Raw genomic sequence first — 20,704 nt, forward strand, 5'->3', positions numbered from 1 at the left:
CCACACGGTATGCGCTGAGAGATACCCCTCACCCGATTGAGTTTGCATCTACCAGCGTCGCTGCCCTCTCCCACAAGGGGAAAGGGCACGGCAATGCGCATCGCAGGCCGAGCGCCCGTCTTTTTTGATCACGTCAAACTTCAAAGCCTTATCGTTAGGCTGATTAGTCTCTAAAACAGACGCATGCTCGGACGCATCTTCACGGTCGGTGGTTACACGCTGCTCTCGCGGCTGACGGGGTTTGCCCGCGACATCATGCTCGCGGCGATCCTCGGCGCCGGCCCCGTGGCCGACGCCTTTTTCGTCGCCCTCCGGCTGCCCAATCATTTTCGCGCGATCTTCGCCGAGGGCGCCTTCAACGCCGCCTGGGTGCCGGCCTATGCGCATGTCCATGGCGAAAAGGGCGCGGCGGCGGCGCGCCTGTTCGCCGACCGCATCTTCACGCTGCTGCTGGCCTCGCAGGTGGTGCTGCTGATCGTCGCCTGGCTGTTCATGCCGCAGGCCATGAGCATCCTGGCGCCGGGCTTTTCTGAGGACGCCGAGCAGCGCAAGCTCGCGATCGAGCTGACCCGGATCACCTTTCCCTATCTCCTGCTGATCACGCTGGTGACGCTCTACGGCGGCATGCTCAACGTGATGCAGCGCTTTGCCAGCGCCGCGGCCGCCTCGATCTTCCTGAACGTTTCGATGATGATGACGCTGGCGGTCGCCGTCTGGTTTCCGAGCGCGGGCCACGCCGCGGCCTGGGGCGTCCTGATCTCCGGCTTCCTGCAATATTTCCTGCTCGCCGGCGATCTCGCTCGCCATGGCGGCCTGCCGCGATTTGCGCCGCTCAAGCTCGACGAGGACGTCCGCGGCTTCTTCAAGGCACTCGGCCCCGCGACGCTGGGCTCGATGGGCACGCAGGTGGCGCTGTTCGCCGACACCATCATCGCGACCTTCCTGCCGGCCGGCGCGCTGTCGGCGCTCTATTACGCCGATCGGCTCAACCAGCTCCCCATTGGCGTCATCGGCATCGCCATCGGCACCGTGCTGCTGCCGGAGATGTCGCGGCGGATCACCGCCAACGACCATGACGGTGCGATGAAGGCGCAACGCCGCGCTTTCGATTTCACGCTGCTGTTCTCGGTCCCGTTCGTGGCCGCGTTCCTCACCGTGCCCGACGAGATCATGCGCGCGCTGTTCGCGCGCGGCGCGTTCTCCAAGGCCGACGCGGTCGCCGCCGGCGGCACGCTCGCGGCCTACGCCATCGGCCTGATCCCGTTCGTGCTGATCCGCAGCGCGGTTGCGACCTTCTATGCGCGCAAGGATACGGCGACGCCGGTGCGGGCGTCGCTGACCGGCATCGCCGTCAACGTCGCGCTGAAGGTTGCTTTGATGGGATCGCTGGCCCAGATCGGCCTTGCGCTTGCGACCGCCATCGGCGTCTGGACCAATCTGTTGCTGGTGCTGTTCTTCGCCGTGCGGCGCGGCTTTCTCGTGCTCGACCGCGCCTGGCTGATGTCGCTGGCCAAATTCCTGCTGACAGGGATCATTCTCGCCGCCGCCTTCTGGCTGATCGCGCACTTCAGCGCTTCAGCTCTCGCCTCGATGCGCTTCCACGACGAGTTGACGCTGGTCCTACTGGCCGTCGGTGGCACGATCGTCTACGCGCTTGCGATCCTCATCCTGTTCGGCCGCAGCTGGTTGGTCTCGCTGGTGCGCGGCTAGGCGTGTGCCGAAAGCCAACACGCCTAGCCCGCCGTCACCGCGCCGAAGAATCTCTTTGAACGCGGCCAACGCCGTGAGCGGATGGACCGTTTGTTGGGCCTCGGATGCTCCAGGGGTCTACAGTGCGTCATGCCCCGCGGGGCGGCCTTCATGCGGTTCGTCAATCGTGATACGATATTCAGGTACCGTCCTCAGGTAGCAACGCGATGAGGCAGTGACCATGTCATTTCGCTCTCCCTGGTCCACATCTCGGATCGACCAGTTCGCCACCAGCAATGCCGACCTGCTGATCCTGATCGGCCGCATCCTGCTTGCATGGGTGTTTGTTGGAAGCGTGTATGGAGCACTTTCCAACTTCAGTGGCTCAGTGGGCTATTTTCGGTCGCTCAACCTTCCAGTGCCGCAGCTGTTTACGACGACCACCGTCATTCTGGAAATACTAATATCGGTTGGTTTGATACTCGGAATTGGTACGCGCTACTGCGCAATTTTGATCTTTCTGTTTGTATTGTCGGCGACTGCAATCGCACATCGTTACTGGGAATATCCCGCCGGTCCGCAACAGATCGGGCAGTACAATAATTTCCTGAAGAACATCTCGATATCAGGAGGCGCTCTGTTGATCCTGGTCACTGGAGGAGGCCGGTTCTCCCTCGATCGGAGGCTGGCAGGCTAAGCAGCGTTGTTCGTTTCAGCCGTTTCCTCAGCCTGATAGCCAATAACTTGCTTCGAGTGAGCATCGTCGGCCCCAGTAGGGTTGCGAGAGGTTGCAGCCGCACGATGTGCCGCGCTTGGTCCGTTCGTCTTGACGCCATCAACGCGAGGCGCAGCTGTGCCAGCTCGGCAGCTGCCAAGCCGTGCCTTTGCGGCCGTTACTACGTCACTTCGCCTTGTGCCTGAAAGCAACTTCGAGCAGATGGCTGACGAGATTTGAGAGCGGCTTCAGGCGCTCGCTTATTATCCTGAAGGAAAGCATCAGCCACGTCGCGAGCGCGGCACACCACAACAGGATTTCCAATGTTTCGGGCATGAGGACACCCATCAAAGCAATTACTGGAAATCCAAGCAGTGTTGCCGATCTGAACCCACCCGACAAGTCCTCCTAAAAGTGGCAAGATGCTGAAACACTCGGAAGAACCGTTAGCTCGCCATGACACGCCTAAGCACGGCGTCTGAGTGTACGCCGGGAAGCTGGACCATTCTGCTGCTGGTGCTCTTCTTTGCCGCGCGGCGCGGCTTTCTCGTGCTTGACCGTGCCTAGCTGATGTCGCTCGCCAAATTCCTGCTGACCGGGATCATCCTCGCCGCATCGTTCTGGCTAATTGCGCGCTTCAGCGGTTCAGCTTTCGCCTCGCTGCATTTCCATGACGAGTTGACACTCGTCCTGCTCGCCGTTGGCGGCACGATTGTCCATGCTCTCGCGATCTCATCCTGTTGGCCGCAGCTGGCTTGTCTCGCTCGAGCGCGGCTAGGCAAGCAGGTGCTCGCCCCCAGGGTGCAACGGACATCGGCACATCTCTTGATTTTGCGCGATCGGCGTGCTATACGCGCTGCATGATTAAATGCTCGCGCACCGTCAACCGCAACCACATGACCCGCTTCGGCTGGGCCGTGGAAGGAGTCGTGCGCTAGCAATTCGACGACGACATCTTTTCCACCAGGCCCCGCCGGCATCGGACGGGGCCTTTTCTTTGGCCTCGCTCCCTGCCGGCCCAACAGCAGGAGCGTCCGATGCCACCACAACTGACGAACATCTCACCCGAAATTGAGGTCGATGCCGCAAGGCGCGGCCCCGACCTCTCCATCGTCCTGAGCCTGCTCAGGCGATTTTGGCGGGCGTTTCAGGAGCGGCTCCCGCGCGCACGGGTCACCTTGCAGGACCTCAGCGACAGGGAGCTGATCGATATCGGTCTGACGCGCGGCGATATCGATTGCATCGCGCCTGAACGCGCCATTGACAGACTGAGAGATAGCACGAGGACTCTGTGGGGCCGCGGTGGGATGTAAATGATCAACCACGCGACGTGGACACGCGCTTTGCGAACAAGCGGCGGTAAGCACCACTGCTTGTTTTCAGGCGCGCGTTGCGGTGCAAGTTCGGTAACGATCCTGCCGTCGTGCCGCCTGGCCGGGACCATGTGCGCCGAGGCCGCCCGAGGGACCATCAATCTTCACACGGAAATGACCGGACTGCGGCCTGCCGGCCCCTCCCCGCTCTGACCGACGAGGTGGTTCTTCGCGGCTCGTGCCCGCCTAAAGCCGTTTGCCTTGCCGGTTTTTCCACGGCAATATGCCCGGCAAAACAACCATGAGAACGGGAAGATAAAATGGCGGCTCCCATCAAGTTCGGCGTTGGCCAAAGCGTGCTGCGCAAGGAGGATGACGCGCTCATCCGCGGCAAGGGCCGCTATACCGACGATTACGCGCCGCAGGCTGCGCTGCGCTGCCTGATGCTGCGCTCGCCGCATGCGCATGCCAAATACACCATCGATGTGAGCCGCGCCCGCGGGCTGCCCGGGGTCGCGCTGATCCTGACCGCCGATGACGTCAAGGATCTCGGCAATCTGCCCTGCCTGTTCAACCTCGAAACCGATCCGTTCACCGGCCCGCCATACCCGATCCTGGCCAAGGACGAGGTGCGCCACGTCGGCGATGCCGTCGCCTTTGTCGTCGCTGAGACCATCGACCAGGCGCGCGATGCGATCGAGGCGATCGAGGTCAAATGGAGCCAGCTCCCGGCTGTGACCGGCGTCGTCAATGCCGTGAAGAAAGGCGCGCCGCAGGTCTGGCCGGACAAGGCCGGCAACGTGCTGTTCGACGTCTCGATCGGCGACAAGGCGGCGACGGAAGCTGCTTTCGCCAAGGCGCATGCGGTCGCCGAGATTGCCATCGTCAATCCGCGCGTGGTTGCCAGCTTCCTGGAAACGCGCGCAGCGGTCTGCGAATATGACGCCAAGCGCGACCATCTGACACTGACGATCGGCAGCCAGGGCAGCCATCGCCTGCGCGACATCCTCTGTCAGAACGTGCTCAACATCCCCACCGACAAGATGCGGGTGATCTGCCCCGATGTCGGCGGCGGCTTCGGCACGAAGCTGTTTCCGTATCGGGAATACGCCCTGATGGCGGTCGCCGCGCGAAAACTGAAGAAGGCGGTGAAGTGGGCGGCAGATCGCTCCGAGCATTTCCTGGGCGATGCGCAGGGCCGCGACAACGTCACCACTGCGAAGATGGCGCTGGCCGAGGACGGCAAGTTCCTCGCGATGGACTGCGACCTGATGGGCGACATGGGCGCGTATCTGTCGACTTTCGGCCCCTACATCCCGCATGGCGGCGCGGGCATGCTGCCGGGCCTCTACGACATCCAGGCCTTCCACTGCCGGGTGCGCACCATCTTCACGCACAGCGTGCCGGTCGATGCCTATCGCGGCGCCGGGCGGCCGGAGGCGGCCTACGTCATCGAACGTCTCGTCGACGCCTGCGCGCGAAGGCTCGACATGACGCCCGATGCCATCCGTCGCAAGAATTTCATTCCGCCGAAGGCGCTGCCTTACAAGACCGCGACGGGCAAGGTCTATGATTCCGGCGATTTCGCCGCGCATCTCAAGCGCGCGATGGAGATCGCCGAGTGGAAGGAATTTGGCAAGCGCGCCAAGACGGCCAAGAAGAACGGGCTAATCCGCGGCATCGGTCTTGCGAGCTACGTCGAGATCTGCGGCGTGATGGGTGAGGAGACGGCCAACGTCCGTCTCGATCCCAGTGGCGACGTCACCGTGCTGATCGGCACGCAATCGAGCGGGCAGGGCCATCAGACCGCCTATGCGCAGATCGTCGCCGAGCAGTTCGGCCTGCCGCCGGAGCGGGTGCATATCCGTCAGGGCGACACCGACGAGATCGCGACCGGCCTCGGCACCGGCGGCTCGGCCTCGATTCCCACCGGCGGCGTCTGCGTGGAGCGTGCTGCGGGCGATCTCGGCAAGAAGCTGAAGGAGCTTTCCGCGCAAGCGCTGGAAGCAAGTGCGGGCGACCTCGAGATCACCGATGGCGTGATCCGGATCGCCGGCACTGACCGCTCGATCTCCTTCGCCGACCTTGCCAAGCGGCCCGGCGCCGATCCGTCGAAGCTGAACGGCAGCGCGACCTTCGCCAGTGCCGACGGCACTTACCCGAACGGGACGCATCTGGCGGAGGTCGAGATCGATCCTGCCACCGGCATCATCAGAATCGTCAACTACGTGATCGTCGACGATTTCGGCAAGACGCTCAACCCGCTGCTGCTGGCCGGCCAGGTGCATGGCGGCGCCATGCAGGGCATCGGCCAGGCGCTGATGGAGCAGGTGGTCTATGGGCCCAATGACGGCCAGCTCATCACCGCGACCTTCATGGACTACGCGCTGCCGCGCGCGGCGGACGGGCCGGCTTTCGTGTTCGAGACCGCCAACGTGCCCTGCAAGACCAATCCGTTGGGCGTGAAGGGGGCGGGCGAAGCCGGCGCAATCGGCTCCTGTCCGGCCGTCGTCAACGCCATCGTCGACGCCCTCTGGCGCGAGTACAAGATCGACCACATCGACATGCCCGCGACCCCCGAGCGGGTGTGGATCGCCATCAGCGAGCACCATCGCCGCCACAGCCTCTAGGCGGGATTCTTCCGCGGCGGGAATAAACGCCCGCTGCGGGGTTCTATCCATGGATGGGCCCATCCTCACCTCTGCGAGCCGGAGACGTTAGCCAATGAAAAGAACGATGATTGTCGCGGGCACCCTTTTGCTGGGGGCCGGCGCCGTGATGGCGCAACAGGAGATTGCCGTCCAGCAGGACAATCTGATGCGCTCGATCGCCAAGAACCAGTATGGCGTCATCCAGAAGATGACGAAGGGCGAAATCCCCTTCGACCGGAAGGCTGCCGATCAGGCCATTGCCAGCATCGAGGCCGACGTCGCCAAGATCGCCAAGACCTTCGAGGTCAATCCCAAGCAGGACGTGGTGAACGCGACGTACGGTGCCTCGCAAAAGGTCTGGCAGAACAAGGCCGATTTCGACTCCAAGATTCCTCCGGTGCAGAAGGCGATCACCGACGCCAAAGGCAAGATTACCGACGTCGCGAGCCTGAAGGCGGCCTATACCGCGATCAATGATCGCTGCAACGATTGCCACGAGACCTATCGGGTGAAGTTGAAATAGCGGGTTACAGAGTCCCTTGCCCGGATGAGCGAAGCGATATCCGGGGAGTCCAGCCGAGTTGATAGTCTGTCCCGGATGTCGCTTCGCTCGTCCGGGCTACATACTGCATTGGAATTATGAAGGGCGGTTGCGATAGCGACCGCCCTTTTTCTGTGCGCAAGGTCTGACGGATCGCTGCCGGAGCAGCTATCTTCGAGCCAACGGCCGTGGCGTTGATGCGACGAGGCGCACCTCTTTCCCGACTGCCTCATCACATCAGGAGTTCCAACGCGCGGCGAAGACCCCAATCAACAGCGAGACAGGCCATGGCAAAACCGTTTCCGTCGAAGACCCACATCGGCAATCACATGCTGCACCCTGAAACGCTGATGCTGACCTATGGCTATGATCCGCAACTGTCGGAAGGTGCCATCAAGCCGCCGGTGTTCCTGACCTCTACCTTCGTGTTTAGGACAGCCGATGACGGGCAGGACTTTTTCGATTTCGTCGCCGGTCGGCGCGAGCCGCCGGAAGGCATGGGTGCGGGTCTGGTCTATTCGCGCTTCAACCATCCCAACAGCGAGATCGTCGAGGACAGGCTCTCGATCTACGAGCGCACCGAGAGCTGCGCGCTGTTCTCGTCCGGCATGGCGGCCATCGCCACCACGATCCTGGCTTTCGTTCGCCCGGGCGACGTCATCCTGCACTCGCAGCCGCTCTATGGCGGGACGGAAACGCTGCTGACGAACACGCTGGCCCGCCTGTCGATCGGCGCCGTCGGCTTTGCCGACGGGATCGACGAAGCCGCCGTCAAGCAGGCCTCGGAGGAGGCCATGGCCAAGGGCCGCGTTTCGATGATCCTGATCGAGACCCCGGCCAACCCGACCAACGGCCTGGTCGATGTCGCCATGATCCGCCGCATCGCCGACGCTATCGGCAAGGCCCAGGGACACACGCCGATCATCGCCTGCGACAACACGCTGCTCGGACCGGTGTTTCAGCGGCCGATCGAGCACGGCGCCGACATTTCCCTCTACTCGCTCACGAAGTACGTCGGTGGTCATTCCGACCTGATCGCGGGCGCCGCGCTCGGCTCGAAGGCGCTGATGAAAGGCATCAAGGCGCTCCGCGGCGCCATCGGCACCCAGCTCGATCCGCATTCCTGCTGGATGATCAACCGCTCGCTCGAGACTCTGAGCCTGCGTATGGAAAAAGCCGATGCGAATGCGCGCCTCGTGGCGGATTATTTGCGCGATCACCCCAAGGTGGCCAAGGTCCACTATCTCGGTCATCACGAGGAGGCCTCGCCGGCCGGGCGTGTGTTCGCGCGGCAATGCCTGGGGGCGGGATCCACCTTCTCGTTCGACATCGTCGGCGGCAAGGACGCTGCGGTCAAATTCCTCAACGCGCTGCAGATCCTCAAGCTGGCGGTCAGCCTCGGCGGCACGGAATCGCTCGCCAGCCTGCCTGCGACCATGACCCATTCCGGCGTTCCCGCCGACATCCGCCGGAAAATCGGCGTGCTCGATTCCACGATCCGGCTGTCGATCGGCATCGAGAATCCCTCCGACCTGATTGCCGACCTCACGCAGGCGCTGAACGCGGCTTAAGGCGCGGCCGGAATCGAAAAGGCCGGACGCCCCTCCCGCGCCCGGCCTTCACGCAACGAAGCAGCGTCGCGGCTTACTTCGTCACCTGGCCGCGGATCTCGCCGCCCGGGTTCGCCGCGGTGTGGATGTTGATGTAGAGCTTGCCGCCGAGCAGATCGGCGGCCTGCGCGTCGGTGAGCGTCGCTTCGCCCTTGACGGGGCTCGCGGCCGCATTCGGGATCGCAACGGCCACGCCTGCGTTCTTGCCGGCCTCGGCCGGGCCGTGGAAATGCGCGGCGGTGGCGGGGCCGGAGAGCCCGGAATAAGTGACGGTCCACGACAGCTTCTTGCTGGCGGCATCATAGTCCAGATCGGCGGTTCCGGTGCCGCTGGTGGTCGTTGCCGGCACCTCGGATTTGCCGTCGAGCGTTGCTTTCAGCTTTTCGGCGCTGGCCGGGCCGGCAAAAGCAACGGCACCGAGCGCTAAGGCGGCAATGACGGTCTTGTTCATGACATTCTCCCTGCTGAGCCCGTTCGGGCTGCCAAACTTTCAACAGCCGGCGTTTCAGTTTATTCCCGTTTCCGGCCGGGGCTGGCTAAATTCTTCGTGGTTGGGGTTGCGACGGCATCAGTCTTAGGTTCGCGACGACGAGTGAATGGATCCGCATGTTGCAACGAACAATTCTCGTGGGGCTGCTCGCCGCGGTCACTGCTGCCGTGGTCTATTGGTGGCTCAGCGCGCCAGTGGTGGCGGCCGCGGGCAATGCGCCGGCCCACGTGGCAAACCTTGCCAACGGCGAGGCCATGTTCAACGCCGGGGGCTGCGCGTCCTGCCATGCCACTCCGGACCAGCCCGACCGTGTCAAGCTCGGTGGCGGCCTCGCGATCAAGTCGCCGTTCGGAACGTTCTACGCGCCGAACATCTCTCCCGATCCGAACGACGGCATCGGCAAATGGACCGACGCCGACTTCGTCAACGCGGTGATGCACGGGGTTTCGCCAAACGGGCAGCATTATTTTCCTGCCTTTCCCTATACGTCCTATCAGCACGCAAGGCGCGAGGACGTGCTCGATCTCTTCGCCTATCTGAAGACGCTGCCGTCTGTTGCCGGCAAGGTGCGTGACCATGATATCCCGTTTCCCTTCGATATCCGGCGCAATGTCGGCATCTGGAAATTGCTGTTCATGGACGGCAAGCGCTTCGTCGCTGACGGCACCAAGTCGCCGCAATTCAATCGCGGCGCCTATCTAGTCAACAGTTTTGGCCATTGCGCCGAATGCCACAGCCCGCGCAACGCGCTTGGCGGCATCATCTCGGGCGAGCGCTTTGCCGGCGGGCCCAATCCGGAAGGCGAGGGGTGGGTCCCCAACATCACCCAGAAGCGCCTCGGCGAGTGGAGCGCCAAGGATATCGCCGATTTGCTCAAGACCGGCGACTTGCCCGACGGCGACAGCGTCGGCGGCGCGATGAGGCGGGTGATCAAGAACATCTCGCAATTGTCCGACGCGGATATTGCGGCGATGGCGGACTATCTCAAATCGCTGCCGCCGGTCGAGGGTCCGCCGCGGCCCAAGCGCAAGGAAGCTGGCTAGCTCAGCTGGCGCCGAACGCCTTGAAGGTGATGATGGTGAGGGTGTCCTGGATGCCCGGCAGCACCTGCACCTTCTCGTTGACGAAATGGCCGATATCGGTGTCCTTGTCGACGTAGAATTTCACCAGGAGGTCATATTGGCCGGCCGTGGAGTAGATCTCGGACGCGATCTCGGCTTCGGCAAGCGCATTGGCGACCGTATAGGACTGACCGAGCTTGCATTTGATCTGGACGAAAAAGGGAACCATCGCGGGCACTCCGAAAGCGTATCTGACGGCTAATAGGCCAAACCCGGCCCGATTTAGCAAGCGGACTTGCCGGCCGCCAGATGCCGGTCCCTAGTTTAGGACGTCACCACGGCCGCGGCGAATGCGTCTCTGAGCCGCTGCGCGAGCTCGACCTTGCGATAGGGCTTGGTCAGCACGATCGCCTGCGCATGCGCGTGGCCCTGCTCGACCAGGGTCTCCAGCGCGTAGCCCGAGGTGAACAGGACCGGCAGACCGGGACGAATCCGCCGCGCCTGGTCGGCGAGCTCCCAGCCGCTCATGCCGCCGGGCATTACGATGTCGGTGAACAGCATGTCGATACCGGGCTCGGTACGCAGCTGCTGCAACGCCTCCTTGCCGTTGACTGCGGCAACGACGCGATATCCGAGAGCTTCGACCCTGCGAATGGCGGAGGAGCGAACGAACGGATCGTCCTCGGCGATCAGGATCGTCTCATATCCTCGCGGCGCTGCGTCCTCGCCATCGGAAAGCTCGGTGTGCGATGGTCCGATGTCCGCGCGCGGCAAATAGATCCGGACCGTCGTCCCAAGGCCCGGCTCGCTGTAGATCGTGACATGGCCATTGGATTGCTTGGCGAAACCATAGACCATGCTGAGGCCGAGGCCCGAGCCCTTGCCGACCTCCTTGGTGGTGAAGAACGGCTCGAACACGCGCCGGGTGACGTCCGGCGTCATGCCTTCGCCGTCGTCGGTGATCGAGATCAACACATAGCTGCCGGATGCGACTTCGGGGTGAAGGGCGCGATAGTCGTCGTCGAGTGTCGTCAACTCCGTGCTCAGGGTCAGATGACCACCGGCCGGCATGGCATCCTGCGCATTGAGCGCAAGGTTGAGCACGGCGGATTCGAGCTGGGCCCGATCCGCGAAGGCCACGATCGTGCCGGGCCTGGAAGCCGTCCTGATCTCGATGTCCTCGCGCAAGGTGCGCTTGAGCAGCTTGAACATGGACTCGAGCAGGCCGCGGCAATCGATCGTCTGGGGCTGCAGCAACTGGCGGCGACTGAATGCGAGCAGGCGCTGCGTCAGCTCGGCGCCCCGTTCGCCCGACTGGCAGATGTCCTCGGAAAAGCGGCGCAGGTCGGGCCTCGCCTTGAGCTGCTCGCTCAGATGCTCGGCGTTGCCGATGATGACGGTGAGCAGGTTGTTGAAGTCATGGGCGATGCCGCCGGAGAGCTGACCGACCGTCTCCATCTTCTGCGCCTGCTGGAGCTGCTGCTCGGTCAGCTTGCGCGCGGTCAGGTCGTGGACGATGCCGACGAAGATCAATTCGCCGTCCTGCCGAGTCCGGCCGACCGACACGTCCATCGGAAAGGTCGAACCGTCCTTGCGCAGGCCGATGGCCTCGCCGGCGGTCGCGAAAAGCCTTGCGTGGCTGTCGGGCGCGGTGCCCGCCTCGGGCATCAGCATCCTGACGTTCCGGCCCATGACCTCGTCGGCGGAGTAGCCGAACAAGCGCTCGCAGGCCGGATTGAACAGCAGAATATGGTCCTGCGCGTCGAGCAGGATGACCCCGTCGACCGCGGTCTCGACGATCGCGGTGAGGCGCGCCACGCTCTCGCGCATCGCGCGCTGGGCGTCGCTGACCTGCTTGAGCAGCAGCGTCGCGTCCCGGCTCTTGATCTCCTCCTCCTCGAGCGCGGCCTGGACCTGCCGCAGCTCGAACGGCGAGGGGATCGTCAGGATCTTCGGCAACAGCGGCCAGAGCGCGCCAGCCGTGACCACGGACGCCACCGCGGTCGCCGCCTTGACCATGCCCTCGATGCCATAGACCGGGACCCAGAGCGTGTAGATCGACAGCACATGGGTGAGGCCGCACGCCATGATGAAAATCGCGAAGGCCCAATAGACCCAGCCGAACTTGAGGTCGCGCCGCTTGGTGACCAGGATCGCAAGGGCAAACGGAATCGAAAAATAGGCGGCGGCGATGCAGGCGTCGGAAACGACGTGAAGCCAGATCAGCTCAGGCTCCCACAACAGGCAGATGCCGTGCGGCGACAGCATGGACGAGTCGAGAAGACGTTCAAAAAAGGCCCACATCATTCCCACCCCAAGATTCCGTTCCAAGCGGCTTGCGGGCCGGGAGCCCGCAACATGGGTGTCGCTGGACAGTTCCACTCTCACCTCGCGCTCTTCGGCGAAGCAGGTGAGGTTCGAGACTATACCAAGGGTCCGGCGCGGTTGCATTTTCAAGTCCGCACGATTGCGGGGCGAGCCGGCCCGCTGTTTGCCTGATTCGCAGGGAATGCACGGCGTCGCGAATCACTATCGGCCGCGGCTCGGCGCGCTTGCCGGTGTTCCACGGCCGCGCTAGGACAGGCCATGGCGGTGTCTGTATCCAGCAAAGGTGTCCGGCGATGACGACCCCGGTCGCACTCACCATCGCCGGCTCCGATTCGAGCGGCGGCGCCGGCATCCAGGCCGACCTGAAGACGTTTGCCGCGCTCGGCGTCTACGGCGCGTCCGTCATTACGGCCTTGACCGCGCAGAACACGCGCGGCGTCACCGGCATTCATGCGGTGCCGGCCGAGTTCGTCACCGCGCAGATCGATGCGGTGTTTTCCGATCTCGACATTGGCGCGGTGAAGATCGGCATGGTGGCCCAGGTCGCCAGTATCGATGCGATCGCGGCCGCGCTGTCGCGCTTGGCGCCGGGGCACGTCGTGCTCGATCCCGTGATGGTGGCGACCTCCGGCGACCGCCTGCTGGCATCCGAGGCCGTCGACGCGCTCCGCACAAAACTGATACCGCTGGCGTCGGTGATCACGCCCAATCTGCCGGAGGCCGCGGCTCTGCTCGACGAGCCGGTCGCGGCAAGCGAGGCCGAGATCGAAACCCAGGGGCATCGCCTGCTGGCGCTCGGCTGCGGTGCGGTCCTGATCAAGGGCGGACACGGCGAGGGCGCCGAGAGCACCGACTATCTCGTCACGTCCGAAAGCACGATCGCGCTTGCGGCGCCGCGCGTTGCCACACGCAACACCCATGGCACCGGCTGCTCGCTGTCCTCGGCGGTCGCGGCGGGGCTCGCCAAGGGCGAAGGTCTGGAGCTTGCCGTGCGCAACTCCAAGACCTGGATCAGCGCGGCCATCGCAGCCGCTGACCGCTTCAGCGTCGGTCGTGGCCACGGCCCGGTCCATCATTTCCACAAGTTCTACTGAGGCGGGCGGCCAGCGGGAGCGCAGGCGTTCGTCTGTTCAGCGCTGCTCGTGTGGGTAGTTCCCCCTCCAGGGGAGGGGAGGATTGCTGCGGCCCCCTGCGGCGCCATGTCGCCTGATTGTCGCATGCGACTGATATTCGCGGAGAGGGCGAGGCAAGGCGTGATTCGTATCTGAAGGTGCCTCAAAAGTTCAATCGGTCATCCCCCTGTCACGGGACATTGTTACAGGCTGGCGCATGGGAAGTTACGATGTGAGTGACGAGAGCCCGGAGCGGCGCTTTCGCACGTTGTTCATCTCCGACGTTCATCTCGGAGCCCGCGGTTCTCAAGCCGATCTTCTGCTCGACTTCCTGCGCTACCATGATGCCGACACGATCTATCTGGTCGGGGACATCGTCGACGGCTGGGCGCTGAAATCGAGCTGGAACTGGCCGCAATCCCACAATGACCTCGTGCAGAAGCTGCTACGCAAGGCGCGCAAGGGCGCCAAGGTCGTCTACATCCCCGGCAATCACGACGAGTTCCTGCGCAACTATTACGGCACGCATTTCGGCGGCATCGACGTCGTCGAGAACACCGTCCACACCGGCGTGGACGGCAAGCGTTATCTCGTCATCCACGGCGACATCTTCGACCTCGTGGTGCAGAACGCGCGCTGGCTCGCCCATCTCGGCGACAAGGCCTACGACTTCGCGATCCAGATGAATCGCTTCGTCAACTTCTTCCGCCGCCTGTTTGGCGTGCCCTATTGGTCGCTGTCGCAATGGGCCAAGCAGAAGGTCAAGAACGCCGTCAACTATATCGGCGCGTTCGAGCAGGCGCTCGCCGCCGAGGCGCGGCGCCACGACGCCGACGGCGTGATCTGCGGCCACATCCACTACGCCGTGATCCGCGACGAGGGCGGCATCCGCTACATGAATTGCGGCGACTGGGTCGAGAGCTGCACGGCCCTGGTCGAGCACGACGACGGCCATTTCGAGATCATCACCTGGGCGGATCATTTGCAGAAGCCGGCACAAGTCCCGCAGGTCGCAGCCAGAGCTGCATAACAGAGGCCGCCTGATGCGCATCCTGGTCGCGACCGACGCCTGGCACCCGCAAGTCAACGGTGTGGTTCGGACGCTGACCAAGCTCGCCGACGCCGGCAAAAGCCTCGGCGTCGAATTCACATTCCTGACGCCGCAATCGTTCCGCACCTTTGCGATGCCGAGCTATCGCGACGTGCGTCTGGCGATGCCGCGTCCGGCGCGCATTGCTAAGCTGATCGCGGAGGCGCGCCCCGACAGCATCCACATCGCGACCGAAGGGCCGATCGGCCTGATGGTCCGCCGCTACTGCCGCCAGCGCAGACTGCCGTTCACGACCAGCTTCCACACCCGCTTTCCCGAATATGTCCGCGCCCGCGTGCCGGTGCCGGGCTCGCTGATCTGGCGGGCGCTGCGCCGCTTCCACAGCGCCAGCCGCGCCGTGATGGCTGCAACGCCTGCGCTCGCCCGCGAGCTGACCGAGCGCGGCTTCGACAATGTCGTGCTGTGGCCGCGCGGCGTCGACACCCAGCTGTTCCACCCCCGCGCCATCGATCTCTGCCTGCCGGCGCCGGTGTTCCTGTCGGTCGGCCGCGTCGCCGTGGAGAAGAATCTCGAGGGCTTCCTCGACCTCGATCTGCCCGGCACCAAGGTCATCGTCGGCGACGGCCCCGCGCGCGCCTCGCTCGAAGAGGCCTATCCCGATGCGATCTTCCTCGGCGAGAAGCACGGCGAGGAACTGGCGGATATCTATGCGGCCGCCGACGTCTTCGTGTTTCCGAGCAAGACCGACACGTTCGGCCTGGTGCTGCTCGAAGCGCTCGCAAGCGGCCTGCCGGTGGCCGCTTTCCCGGTGAAGGGCCCCCGCGACGTCATCGGTGATGCCCCGGTCGGCGCGCTCGATCACGACTTGCGCAGCGCCTGCTTCGCGGCATTGGATATCTCCCGGCAGGACTGCGTCGCGTTCGCGGCCAATTACACCTGGGAAGCCTCGGCGAGGGCCTTTGTGGCCAGCATTGAGGCGGTCGGCGCGGTGCTGCCTGGCCGGAACGGCGCGGAACAGCCGCGCTTCGTGGCCTGACGAGGACAAATCCTCGCGCGGAGGTGTCTTGCCCGGGCCTCATCGGCCGCGATAACATTCGGCCATGACCGAACAGCTCCTCCCGATCGGCCCCGCCGATATCGACGCCGCAGCGCGCGTGATCGCGCCCTACGCCATCCGCACTCCGCTGTTGTCCTTTCCCGTGCTCAACGAGCGCGTCGGCGCGAAGGTGTTCTTGAAACCGGAGATGCTCCAGCGCACCGGCTCGTTCAAGTTCCGCGGCGCCTTCAACAAGGTGTTCTCGATCCCGCAGGACAAGCGCGCCGGCGGCGTCGTGGCGTTCTCCTCCGGCAACCACGCCCAGGGCGTGGCGGCCGCGGCAAAAATCCTCGACATGCAGGCGACCATCGTGATGCCCGCGGATGCGCCGTTGTCCAAGCGCGAGCGCACCAAATCCTATGGCGCCGAGGTCGTGCTCTATGATCGCGACAAGGACGACCGCGAGGCGATCTCGCGCGGCATCGCCGAAAAGCGCGGCGCGACGCTGGTGAGGCCCTATGACGATCCCTTCGTGATCGCGGGGCAGGGCACCGCCGGCCGCGAGATCGCGGAAGACTTGGCGGGCCTCGGCCTTAGCCCCGACATCGTGGTGGCACCGGCCTCCGGCGGCGGCCTGATCGCGGGCGTCGCGACCGCCGTGAAAGCGCGCTATCCGCGCGCCGAGATCGTGGTGGCCGAGCCCGAGGCGTTCGACGATCACGGCATCTCGCTGAGCGCAGGACATCGCGAGCCGCATCCACCCGCGGGCCGCACCATCTGCGATGCGCTGATGGCCCTGATCCCCGGCGAGATGACCTTTGCGATCAACAGCAAGCTGCTCGCGCGCGGCGTCACGGCGTCGGACAAGGAAGTCGGCGCCGCCGTCGCGTTCGCCTATCGCGAGCTGAAGCTCGTGGTCGAGCCGGGTGGCGCCGTGGGCCTCGCCGCACTGCTGGCGGGGCGTCTCGACGTTGCTGGCAAGAACGTCGTGATCGTGCTCTCCGGCGGCAATGTCGACGCCGACCTGTTCGCCGAGCTGGTGGCCTAGCCGTCGTTCCGGGCCTGCGCCTCTCGGCGCATCCCGGAATGACCACATCTAAGGGTTTATGAAGAAGGGGCAGAGCGTTGCCGCTCTGCCCCTTTTTTGTGTTTGTCGATCTTGTGGATCGAACTAACCGCTTGCTCGGTGCAACCTCTCCCGCTTGCGGGGGAGGTCGGCGCGAAGCGCCGGGCGGGGGCTCTTTCCTCTTGGGGATTGTCCCGTTGTGGAGACACCCTCTCCCCAACCCTCCCCCGCAAGCGGGGGAGGGAGCGCACCTTCTTCTTCGCCCAATCAGTGCATGAAGCCGCCGCGACGGTTGCCGCCGCCATTCATGCTCGGCGCCTGGTTCATCGACTGCCGGAAGTTGTTGTTGCTGTTGACCATGCGGCTCGGCATCGTGTTGAGCTGCGGGCGGTTGTTCTGGACGTTGTTGGGCTTCACGATGCCGGTGTTGCCGTTGTTGACGCGGATCGGGTTGTTCTGCGTCTGAACGTTGACCGGCTTCGTCTCGATCTTCGTGCCGCCCTTGCCGACATTCACCGGCATGCTCACGATCTTGCCCGGCTTGCCATTGGCGTTGCCAGCGTCCGGCTTGTTGTTGGTCGCCGGCAGGGTGACGACCTTGCCGATGCCGCCAGTGCTGGTGGTCGTGTTGGTCGGCGCAGGCAGGGTGACGATCTTGCCCGGGGTCTGTGACGGCGTGCCGTTCGGCTGGTTGTTGCCCGAGGGCAGGTTGCCGATCTGGCCACCATTGCCGAGCTTGCCGATGACATTGCCGTCGACCGGCTTCTGCACGACCGGCAGATTACCGTTGATCTGGCCGCCATTACCCTGCTGCAGCGGCATGTACTTCGGCTGGCCGAGATTGCCGATCTTGAAGGTCGGAGCAATATTCTGCGGAGCCAGGAACTTGGTCGCCTGCATCAAGGGGATCTGCTTCGGCTGCATCTGCAGCTTCAGCGCCATTTGCGCATAGGGGCTGGTGCCGTAGCTGTCATAGAAGGTCTTGTAGGCAACCGGCGAATTCACGAGCACCGCCTTGTGCCAGGCCTGCGAGAGCAGGATGTTGTTGAGCAGCCAGCGGACGTGGTCGCACAGCGGGTCGTGCGGGTACATACGGATGAACTCCTGATAATATTCCGGCCGGCCCTCCGACACGACATAGTCATAGGCCTGACGAGTCGAGCGGCTCGGCAGGTTGGAGGCCATCTGCACCACCGGTGCCCTGATCGGCGCGCGGTTGGCGGCAACCGCAGTGTCGCCGAAGAAGGTGAAGTCCGAAGTCAGCGAGGAGCTCTCCCACGGGATCTGCGCACCGCTGGTGGACTGGTTCACCTGCAGGCGAACGCGCTTGAACAGCTGCTCGATCGGCACGTTGGGTTCGCGTGCGACGTTCAGGAACGCCTGCGTGTAGGGGCTGTGACCGCCGGTGCCGTCGAGCGCTTCAGCGCCCGGTGCGGTCGAGTAACCGACGATCGAGCCGTTCGGCGCATCGACGATGGCAAGGCCGCGGCCGGCGTCATTGACATCAGGGAACGGGTTGTTGCGGCAGGCATCGAGGATGACGATGCGCATGCGGCTCGGGATCGTCTCCAGCGTCGACATCACGTCGACCAGCCGCACCGAATTGTTGACGAGCTCGGTCTGGCTCGACACCTTGGCGTCGACGGGAACGAGATAGTTCTCGCCGGCGAGCTGCACGCCGTGACCGGCGTAATAGACCATCGCCACCGTGTTCGGACCGCGCGCGGACACCTTGGCGGAGAAGTCCTGCACCACGCGGAGCATGTCGTTCTGGGTCAGGTCGGTCGCGGCAACCACCTCGAAGCCGGCCGAGTTCAGGAACTTCGCCATCGACTCGGCGTCATTGTCGGGATTGGCGAGCTGCGGCGCGTTCTTATAGTTCGAATTGCCGATCACCAGCGCCACCCGCTGCTCCGGGCCCTGCAGCGCGGTGGGGGCCGGCTCGACCGGGGCAACTTGCGCGGAAACAGGGCCGCAGGCGAAGCCGAACAGGCTCCCCACAAGGCTTGCTGTCATCAGGAAGGGCTTTAGGCGGAACATGGCGTGCTCCTTTGGCACTGATCTCGATGCGAGATTGGTTGCCGGGGAGCCTCGCCGCGTTCGAGCTTGAGGTCCGTGATCCCCCTCACCATGGTGGCCTTGCGTGATCTGAATCACGCTCGGAACCTGCTATGGTTAGCGATCGATAATGGGAACTGCCGTCACATGCTGAAATCGATCGATCCGATCCTCACGCCCGACCTGCTCTGGCTGCTGGCCTCCATGGGCCACGGCGACGATCTCGTCGTCGTCGACGCCAACCATCCGGCCACGCACATCGCCCGCTCGACATCGTCGCAGCGCCTGATCCAGCTGCCGGGCATGACGATGGAGACGGCCGTCCGCGCCATCATGACGCTCTACCCGCTCGACGATTTCGATCCCGACCCGGTGCGGGTGATGGCGCCGGTCGACGATCCCGACCGCGTGCCCGACGTGCAGCGCGCCGTGCTGGCTGAGATCGAGCGCGCGGTCGGACGCGCCGTTGTTCCCGGCAAGCTCTCGCGGGCGGATTTTTACCGCGCGGCGGCGGCGGGGTTTGGTGTCGTGCAGGTCGGCGACAGCAGGGGGTACGGATGCTTCCTGATCAGGAAGGGCGTGATCGGCTAGCCGGATTGGCGTATCAGCGCCGAGGGCCAGCCAATCCGGACGAGAAGGCCATCTGGGCCGTTGATGCCGACTTCATACATGCCCCATTCGCGGTGGCGCAGCACGCCGCCGGGCCGGATGATGAGATCGTCCACGCGCGCGGCAATGGCCTCGACCTCGGGCGTGCGAATGAAAATGCCAAAGGGATTGTGCTCCGGCACGCGCCACGGGCCATCGCCGGCTTGCGTGAGATGCACCTCGCATCCCCAGCCGCTCATGATGACATAGCCGGCATCGCCGCCGATGCGCGCAAAGCCGAGCCGTTCCCAGAATGGAATTGCGGCGGGAAGATCGTCGCTGGGAACGATCGCAAAGGCGCCGACGCGCGGGCTCTCAGGCATTCGGTCACTCCGGCACATGCAAGCGGTCCGCGCCGCGTTCACGCTGCGCGTTGCGAGCTGAGCTTATCGAGAGTGGCCGCTCGGCAGAAGCGGCGAAACGTCCCGCACTCGAATTTGAATGGCGCGGCGGGAACTGACTGTCTATGGTTTCTCCATGTCCCGCTTTATGTGTCTGTCTGTTGCCATCATCCTCTCGCTGCTGCCGACTGTGGCGTCCGCTGAGCCCGTTCAAAAGCGTCCCAAGCCCGTCTGGAAGGGCTACGGCTTCCTGCCGGGCTATCGTCAGCCGCTGAGCAACAGCATTCCGCTCTACAAGCAGAAGGACGCGATGCGTCGGCTCGCGCGCAACGACCGCCGCCACTGGTACATCGATCCGGTTCCGCAATATTATCGCTGGGACGGCGAGTGGCACTATTTCGGCCGCCCCGGTTTCAACGGCGGCCGCTACAACGGCGGCAGTTTTGGCCCGTGCTGGACGCGCACGCCGATCGGGGCGGTGTGGAATTGCGGATGATAGGGCGCGCGACGGCTAGGGAAAGCTGCGGACGACCTCGATCGGTCCGACGATCGCTGCATTGAAGGCATCGAGGTCTTCGGCCGGAATCCAGTATTCCAGATGCGACCGTCCGCCAGCTTCCTGCACGTCATACTTCGCGATGAAGTCGCGCTTGACCGCAAAGCGCGTCACGAAGCCGGAGCCGCTCGCCGGGACATTCCAGTCGCGCGCGATCTTGATGGCGTAGTCTTCCGTCAGCACCGGATAGAAGATCGGCTGGTCCGGCAGGCGCGGCGGAAACGCGCGCATGCCGGATTGCTGGATCAGTTCCAGTTCTTTCGGGCCGACGGGGCGCCAGAGGGTGAGGGTGTCTTCGGCCACGGACATCTGTTGAGAGGACTAGGTTCAAGCTCGTACATACACCTACGGCCAGACGGGGCAACAGCACTTGGCAGCCCGGCCACGAGATTGAGCCGCGAGCACCCGTCCATCACCGTCACCCTGAGGCGCTCGCCT

The 20,704-nt window shown here is 64.2% G+C and carries 21 protein-coding genes; 14 read left to right on the forward strand and 7 right to left on the reverse strand.

The window, feature by feature from the left end; all coding sequences use genetic code 11:
• Positions 1 to 183: 183 nt before the first annotated feature.
• Both murJ and BM190_RS28820 read left to right on the forward strand, forming a co-directional pair.
• Positions 184 to 1,710, forward strand: a complete 1,527-nt coding sequence (gene murJ, locus BM190_RS28815) for a murein biosynthesis integral membrane protein MurJ (RefSeq protein WP_092261100.1) — start codon at positions 184 to 186, stop codon at positions 1,708 to 1,710.
• Positions 1,711 to 1,930: 220 nt separating this feature from the next.
• Positions 1,931 to 2,386: a DoxX family protein gene (locus BM190_RS28820; protein ID WP_092261218.1), complete on the forward strand. Its 456-nt coding sequence runs from the start codon at positions 1,931 to 1,933 to the stop codon at positions 2,384 to 2,386.
• Positions 2,387 to 2,590: 204 nt separating this feature from the next.
• Here BM190_RS28820 and BM190_RS39820 read toward each other — a convergent pair whose 3' ends face one another.
• Positions 2,591 to 2,740: a hypothetical protein gene (locus tag BM190_RS39820; protein ID WP_177237325.1), complete on the reverse strand. Its 150-nt coding sequence runs from the start codon at positions 2,738 to 2,740 to the stop codon at positions 2,591 to 2,593.
• Between the two features lie 234 nt (positions 2,741 to 2,974).
• Between BM190_RS39820 and BM190_RS28825 the strand changes: the two genes are divergently transcribed.
• The 5 genes from BM190_RS28825 to BM190_RS28845 all read left to right on the forward strand — a co-directional run bounded on the left by BM190_RS28825 (position 2,975) and on the right by BM190_RS28845 (position 8,480).
• Positions 2,975 to 3,268, forward strand: a complete 294-nt coding sequence (locus BM190_RS28825; RefSeq protein ID WP_244550759.1) for a hypothetical protein — start codon at positions 2,975 to 2,977, stop codon at positions 3,266 to 3,268.
• Positions 3,269 to 3,441: 173 nt separating this feature from the next.
• Positions 3,442 to 3,717 carry a DUF1127 domain-containing protein gene (locus BM190_RS28830; RefSeq protein ID WP_092261101.1) on the forward strand — a complete coding sequence of 92 codons (276 nt, stop codon included), beginning with the start codon at positions 3,442 to 3,444 and terminating at the stop codon, positions 3,715 to 3,717.
• A 320-nt stretch (positions 3,718 to 4,037) separates the two neighbouring features.
• On the forward strand, positions 4,038 to 6,347 hold the full coding sequence (locus BM190_RS28835) for a xanthine dehydrogenase family protein molybdopterin-binding subunit (RefSeq protein WP_092261103.1): 2,310 nt from the start codon (positions 4,038 to 4,040) through the stop codon (positions 6,345 to 6,347).
• Positions 6,348 to 6,441: 94 nt separating this feature from the next.
• Complete coding sequence (locus tag BM190_RS28840; RefSeq protein ID WP_092261107.1) at positions 6,442 to 6,891, forward strand: cytochrome c; 450 nt, start codon at positions 6,442 to 6,444, stop codon at positions 6,889 to 6,891.
• A gap of 305 nt (positions 6,892 to 7,196) precedes the next feature.
• The gene (locus BM190_RS28845) at positions 7,197 to 8,480 is read left to right on the forward strand and encodes a cystathionine gamma-synthase family protein (protein ID WP_092261109.1); all 1,284 of its coding nucleotides are present in this window, start codon (positions 7,197 to 7,199) and stop codon (positions 8,478 to 8,480) included.
• A 73-nt stretch (positions 8,481 to 8,553) separates the two neighbouring features.
• On the opposite strand, the gene BM190_RS28850 is transcribed toward BM190_RS28845, so the two are convergent.
• Positions 8,554 to 8,970 (reverse strand): CHRD domain-containing protein, encoded by a 417-nt coding sequence (locus BM190_RS28850; protein WP_018317371.1) that lies wholly within the window; start codon positions 8,968 to 8,970, stop codon positions 8,554 to 8,556.
• Between the two features lie 155 nt (positions 8,971 to 9,125).
• Here BM190_RS28850 and BM190_RS28855 point away from each other — a divergent pair, with 155 nt between their 5' ends.
• On the forward strand, positions 9,126 to 10,052 hold the full coding sequence (locus BM190_RS28855; RefSeq protein ID WP_092261111.1) for a cytochrome c: 927 nt from the start codon (positions 9,126 to 9,128) through the stop codon (positions 10,050 to 10,052).
• Position 10,053: 1 nt separating this feature from the next.
• On the opposite strand, the gene BM190_RS28860 is transcribed toward BM190_RS28855, so the two are convergent.
• Positions 10,054 to 10,299 (reverse strand): Lrp/AsnC ligand binding domain-containing protein, encoded by a 246-nt coding sequence (locus BM190_RS28860; RefSeq protein ID WP_018317369.1) that lies wholly within the window; start codon positions 10,297 to 10,299, stop codon positions 10,054 to 10,056.
• A gap of 95 nt (positions 10,300 to 10,394) precedes the next feature.
• Positions 10,395 to 12,338 (reverse strand): PAS domain S-box protein, encoded by a 1,944-nt coding sequence (locus BM190_RS28865; RefSeq protein WP_183230190.1) that lies wholly within the window; start codon positions 12,336 to 12,338, stop codon positions 10,395 to 10,397.
• Positions 12,339 to 12,691: 353 nt separating this feature from the next.
• Here BM190_RS28865 and thiD point away from each other — a divergent pair, with 353 nt between their 5' ends.
• From thiD to BM190_RS28885, 4 genes are all read left to right on the forward strand, one after another.
• The gene (gene thiD / locus BM190_RS28870; protein ID WP_092261116.1) at positions 12,692 to 13,492 is read left to right on the forward strand and encodes a bifunctional hydroxymethylpyrimidine kinase/phosphomethylpyrimidine kinase; all 801 of its coding nucleotides are present in this window, start codon (positions 12,692 to 12,694) and stop codon (positions 13,490 to 13,492) included.
• A gap of 235 nt (positions 13,493 to 13,727) precedes the next feature.
• Positions 13,728 to 14,540, forward strand: coding sequence for a UDP-2,3-diacylglucosamine diphosphatase (locus BM190_RS28875; RefSeq protein ID WP_018317366.1), 813 nt, complete (start codon positions 13,728 to 13,730; stop codon positions 14,538 to 14,540).
• Positions 14,541 to 14,553: 13 nt separating this feature from the next.
• On the forward strand, positions 14,554 to 15,597 hold the full coding sequence (locus tag BM190_RS28880) for a glycosyltransferase family 4 protein (RefSeq protein ID WP_018317365.1): 1,044 nt from the start codon (positions 14,554 to 14,556) through the stop codon (positions 15,595 to 15,597).
• A 64-nt stretch (positions 15,598 to 15,661) separates the two neighbouring features.
• Positions 15,662 to 16,645, forward strand: coding sequence for a threonine/serine dehydratase family protein (locus BM190_RS28885; RefSeq protein ID WP_018317364.1), 984 nt, complete (start codon positions 15,662 to 15,664; stop codon positions 16,643 to 16,645).
• Positions 16,646 to 16,930: 285 nt separating this feature from the next.
• Here the strand turns inward: BM190_RS28885 and BM190_RS28890 are convergent, their stop codons facing one another.
• A complete protein-coding gene (locus tag BM190_RS28890) occupies positions 16,931 to 18,703 on the reverse strand; it encodes a caspase family protein (RefSeq protein ID WP_177237351.1) in 1,773 nt (590 codons plus the stop codon).
• A 165-nt stretch (positions 18,704 to 18,868) separates the two neighbouring features.
• On the opposite strand from BM190_RS28890, the gene BM190_RS28895 reads away from it, so the two are divergent.
• The gene (locus BM190_RS28895; protein WP_092261123.1) at positions 18,869 to 19,312 is read left to right on the forward strand and encodes an RbsD/FucU family protein; all 444 of its coding nucleotides are present in this window, start codon (positions 18,869 to 18,871) and stop codon (positions 19,310 to 19,312) included.
• Here BM190_RS28895 and BM190_RS28900 read toward each other — a convergent pair.
• Entirely contained in the window at positions 19,309 to 19,692 is a 384-nt protein-coding gene (locus tag BM190_RS28900; protein WP_092261126.1) for a VOC family protein, read from the reverse strand. The two genes, BM190_RS28895 and BM190_RS28900, sit on opposite strands and share 4 nt — an antisense overlap.
• 154 nt (positions 19,693 to 19,846) lie before the next feature.
• On the opposite strand from BM190_RS28900, the gene BM190_RS28905 reads away from it, so the two are divergent.
• The gene (locus BM190_RS28905) at positions 19,847 to 20,206 is read left to right on the forward strand and encodes a hypothetical protein (protein ID WP_049814839.1); all 360 of its coding nucleotides are present in this window, start codon (positions 19,847 to 19,849) and stop codon (positions 20,204 to 20,206) included.
• Between the two features lie 15 nt (positions 20,207 to 20,221).
• On the opposite strand, the gene BM190_RS28910 is transcribed toward BM190_RS28905, so the two are convergent.
• Positions 20,222 to 20,575 carry an ADP-ribosylation/crystallin J1 gene (locus BM190_RS28910; protein WP_092261132.1) on the reverse strand — a complete coding sequence of 118 codons (354 nt, stop codon included), beginning with the start codon at positions 20,573 to 20,575 and terminating at the stop codon, positions 20,222 to 20,224.
• Between the last annotated feature and the right edge of the window lie 129 nt (positions 20,576 to 20,704).

Source organism: Bradyrhizobium sp. Rc3b, assembly GCF_900114915.1.
In the GTDB taxonomy this organism is placed as follows: domain Bacteria; phylum Pseudomonadota; class Alphaproteobacteria; order Rhizobiales; family Xanthobacteraceae; genus Bradyrhizobium.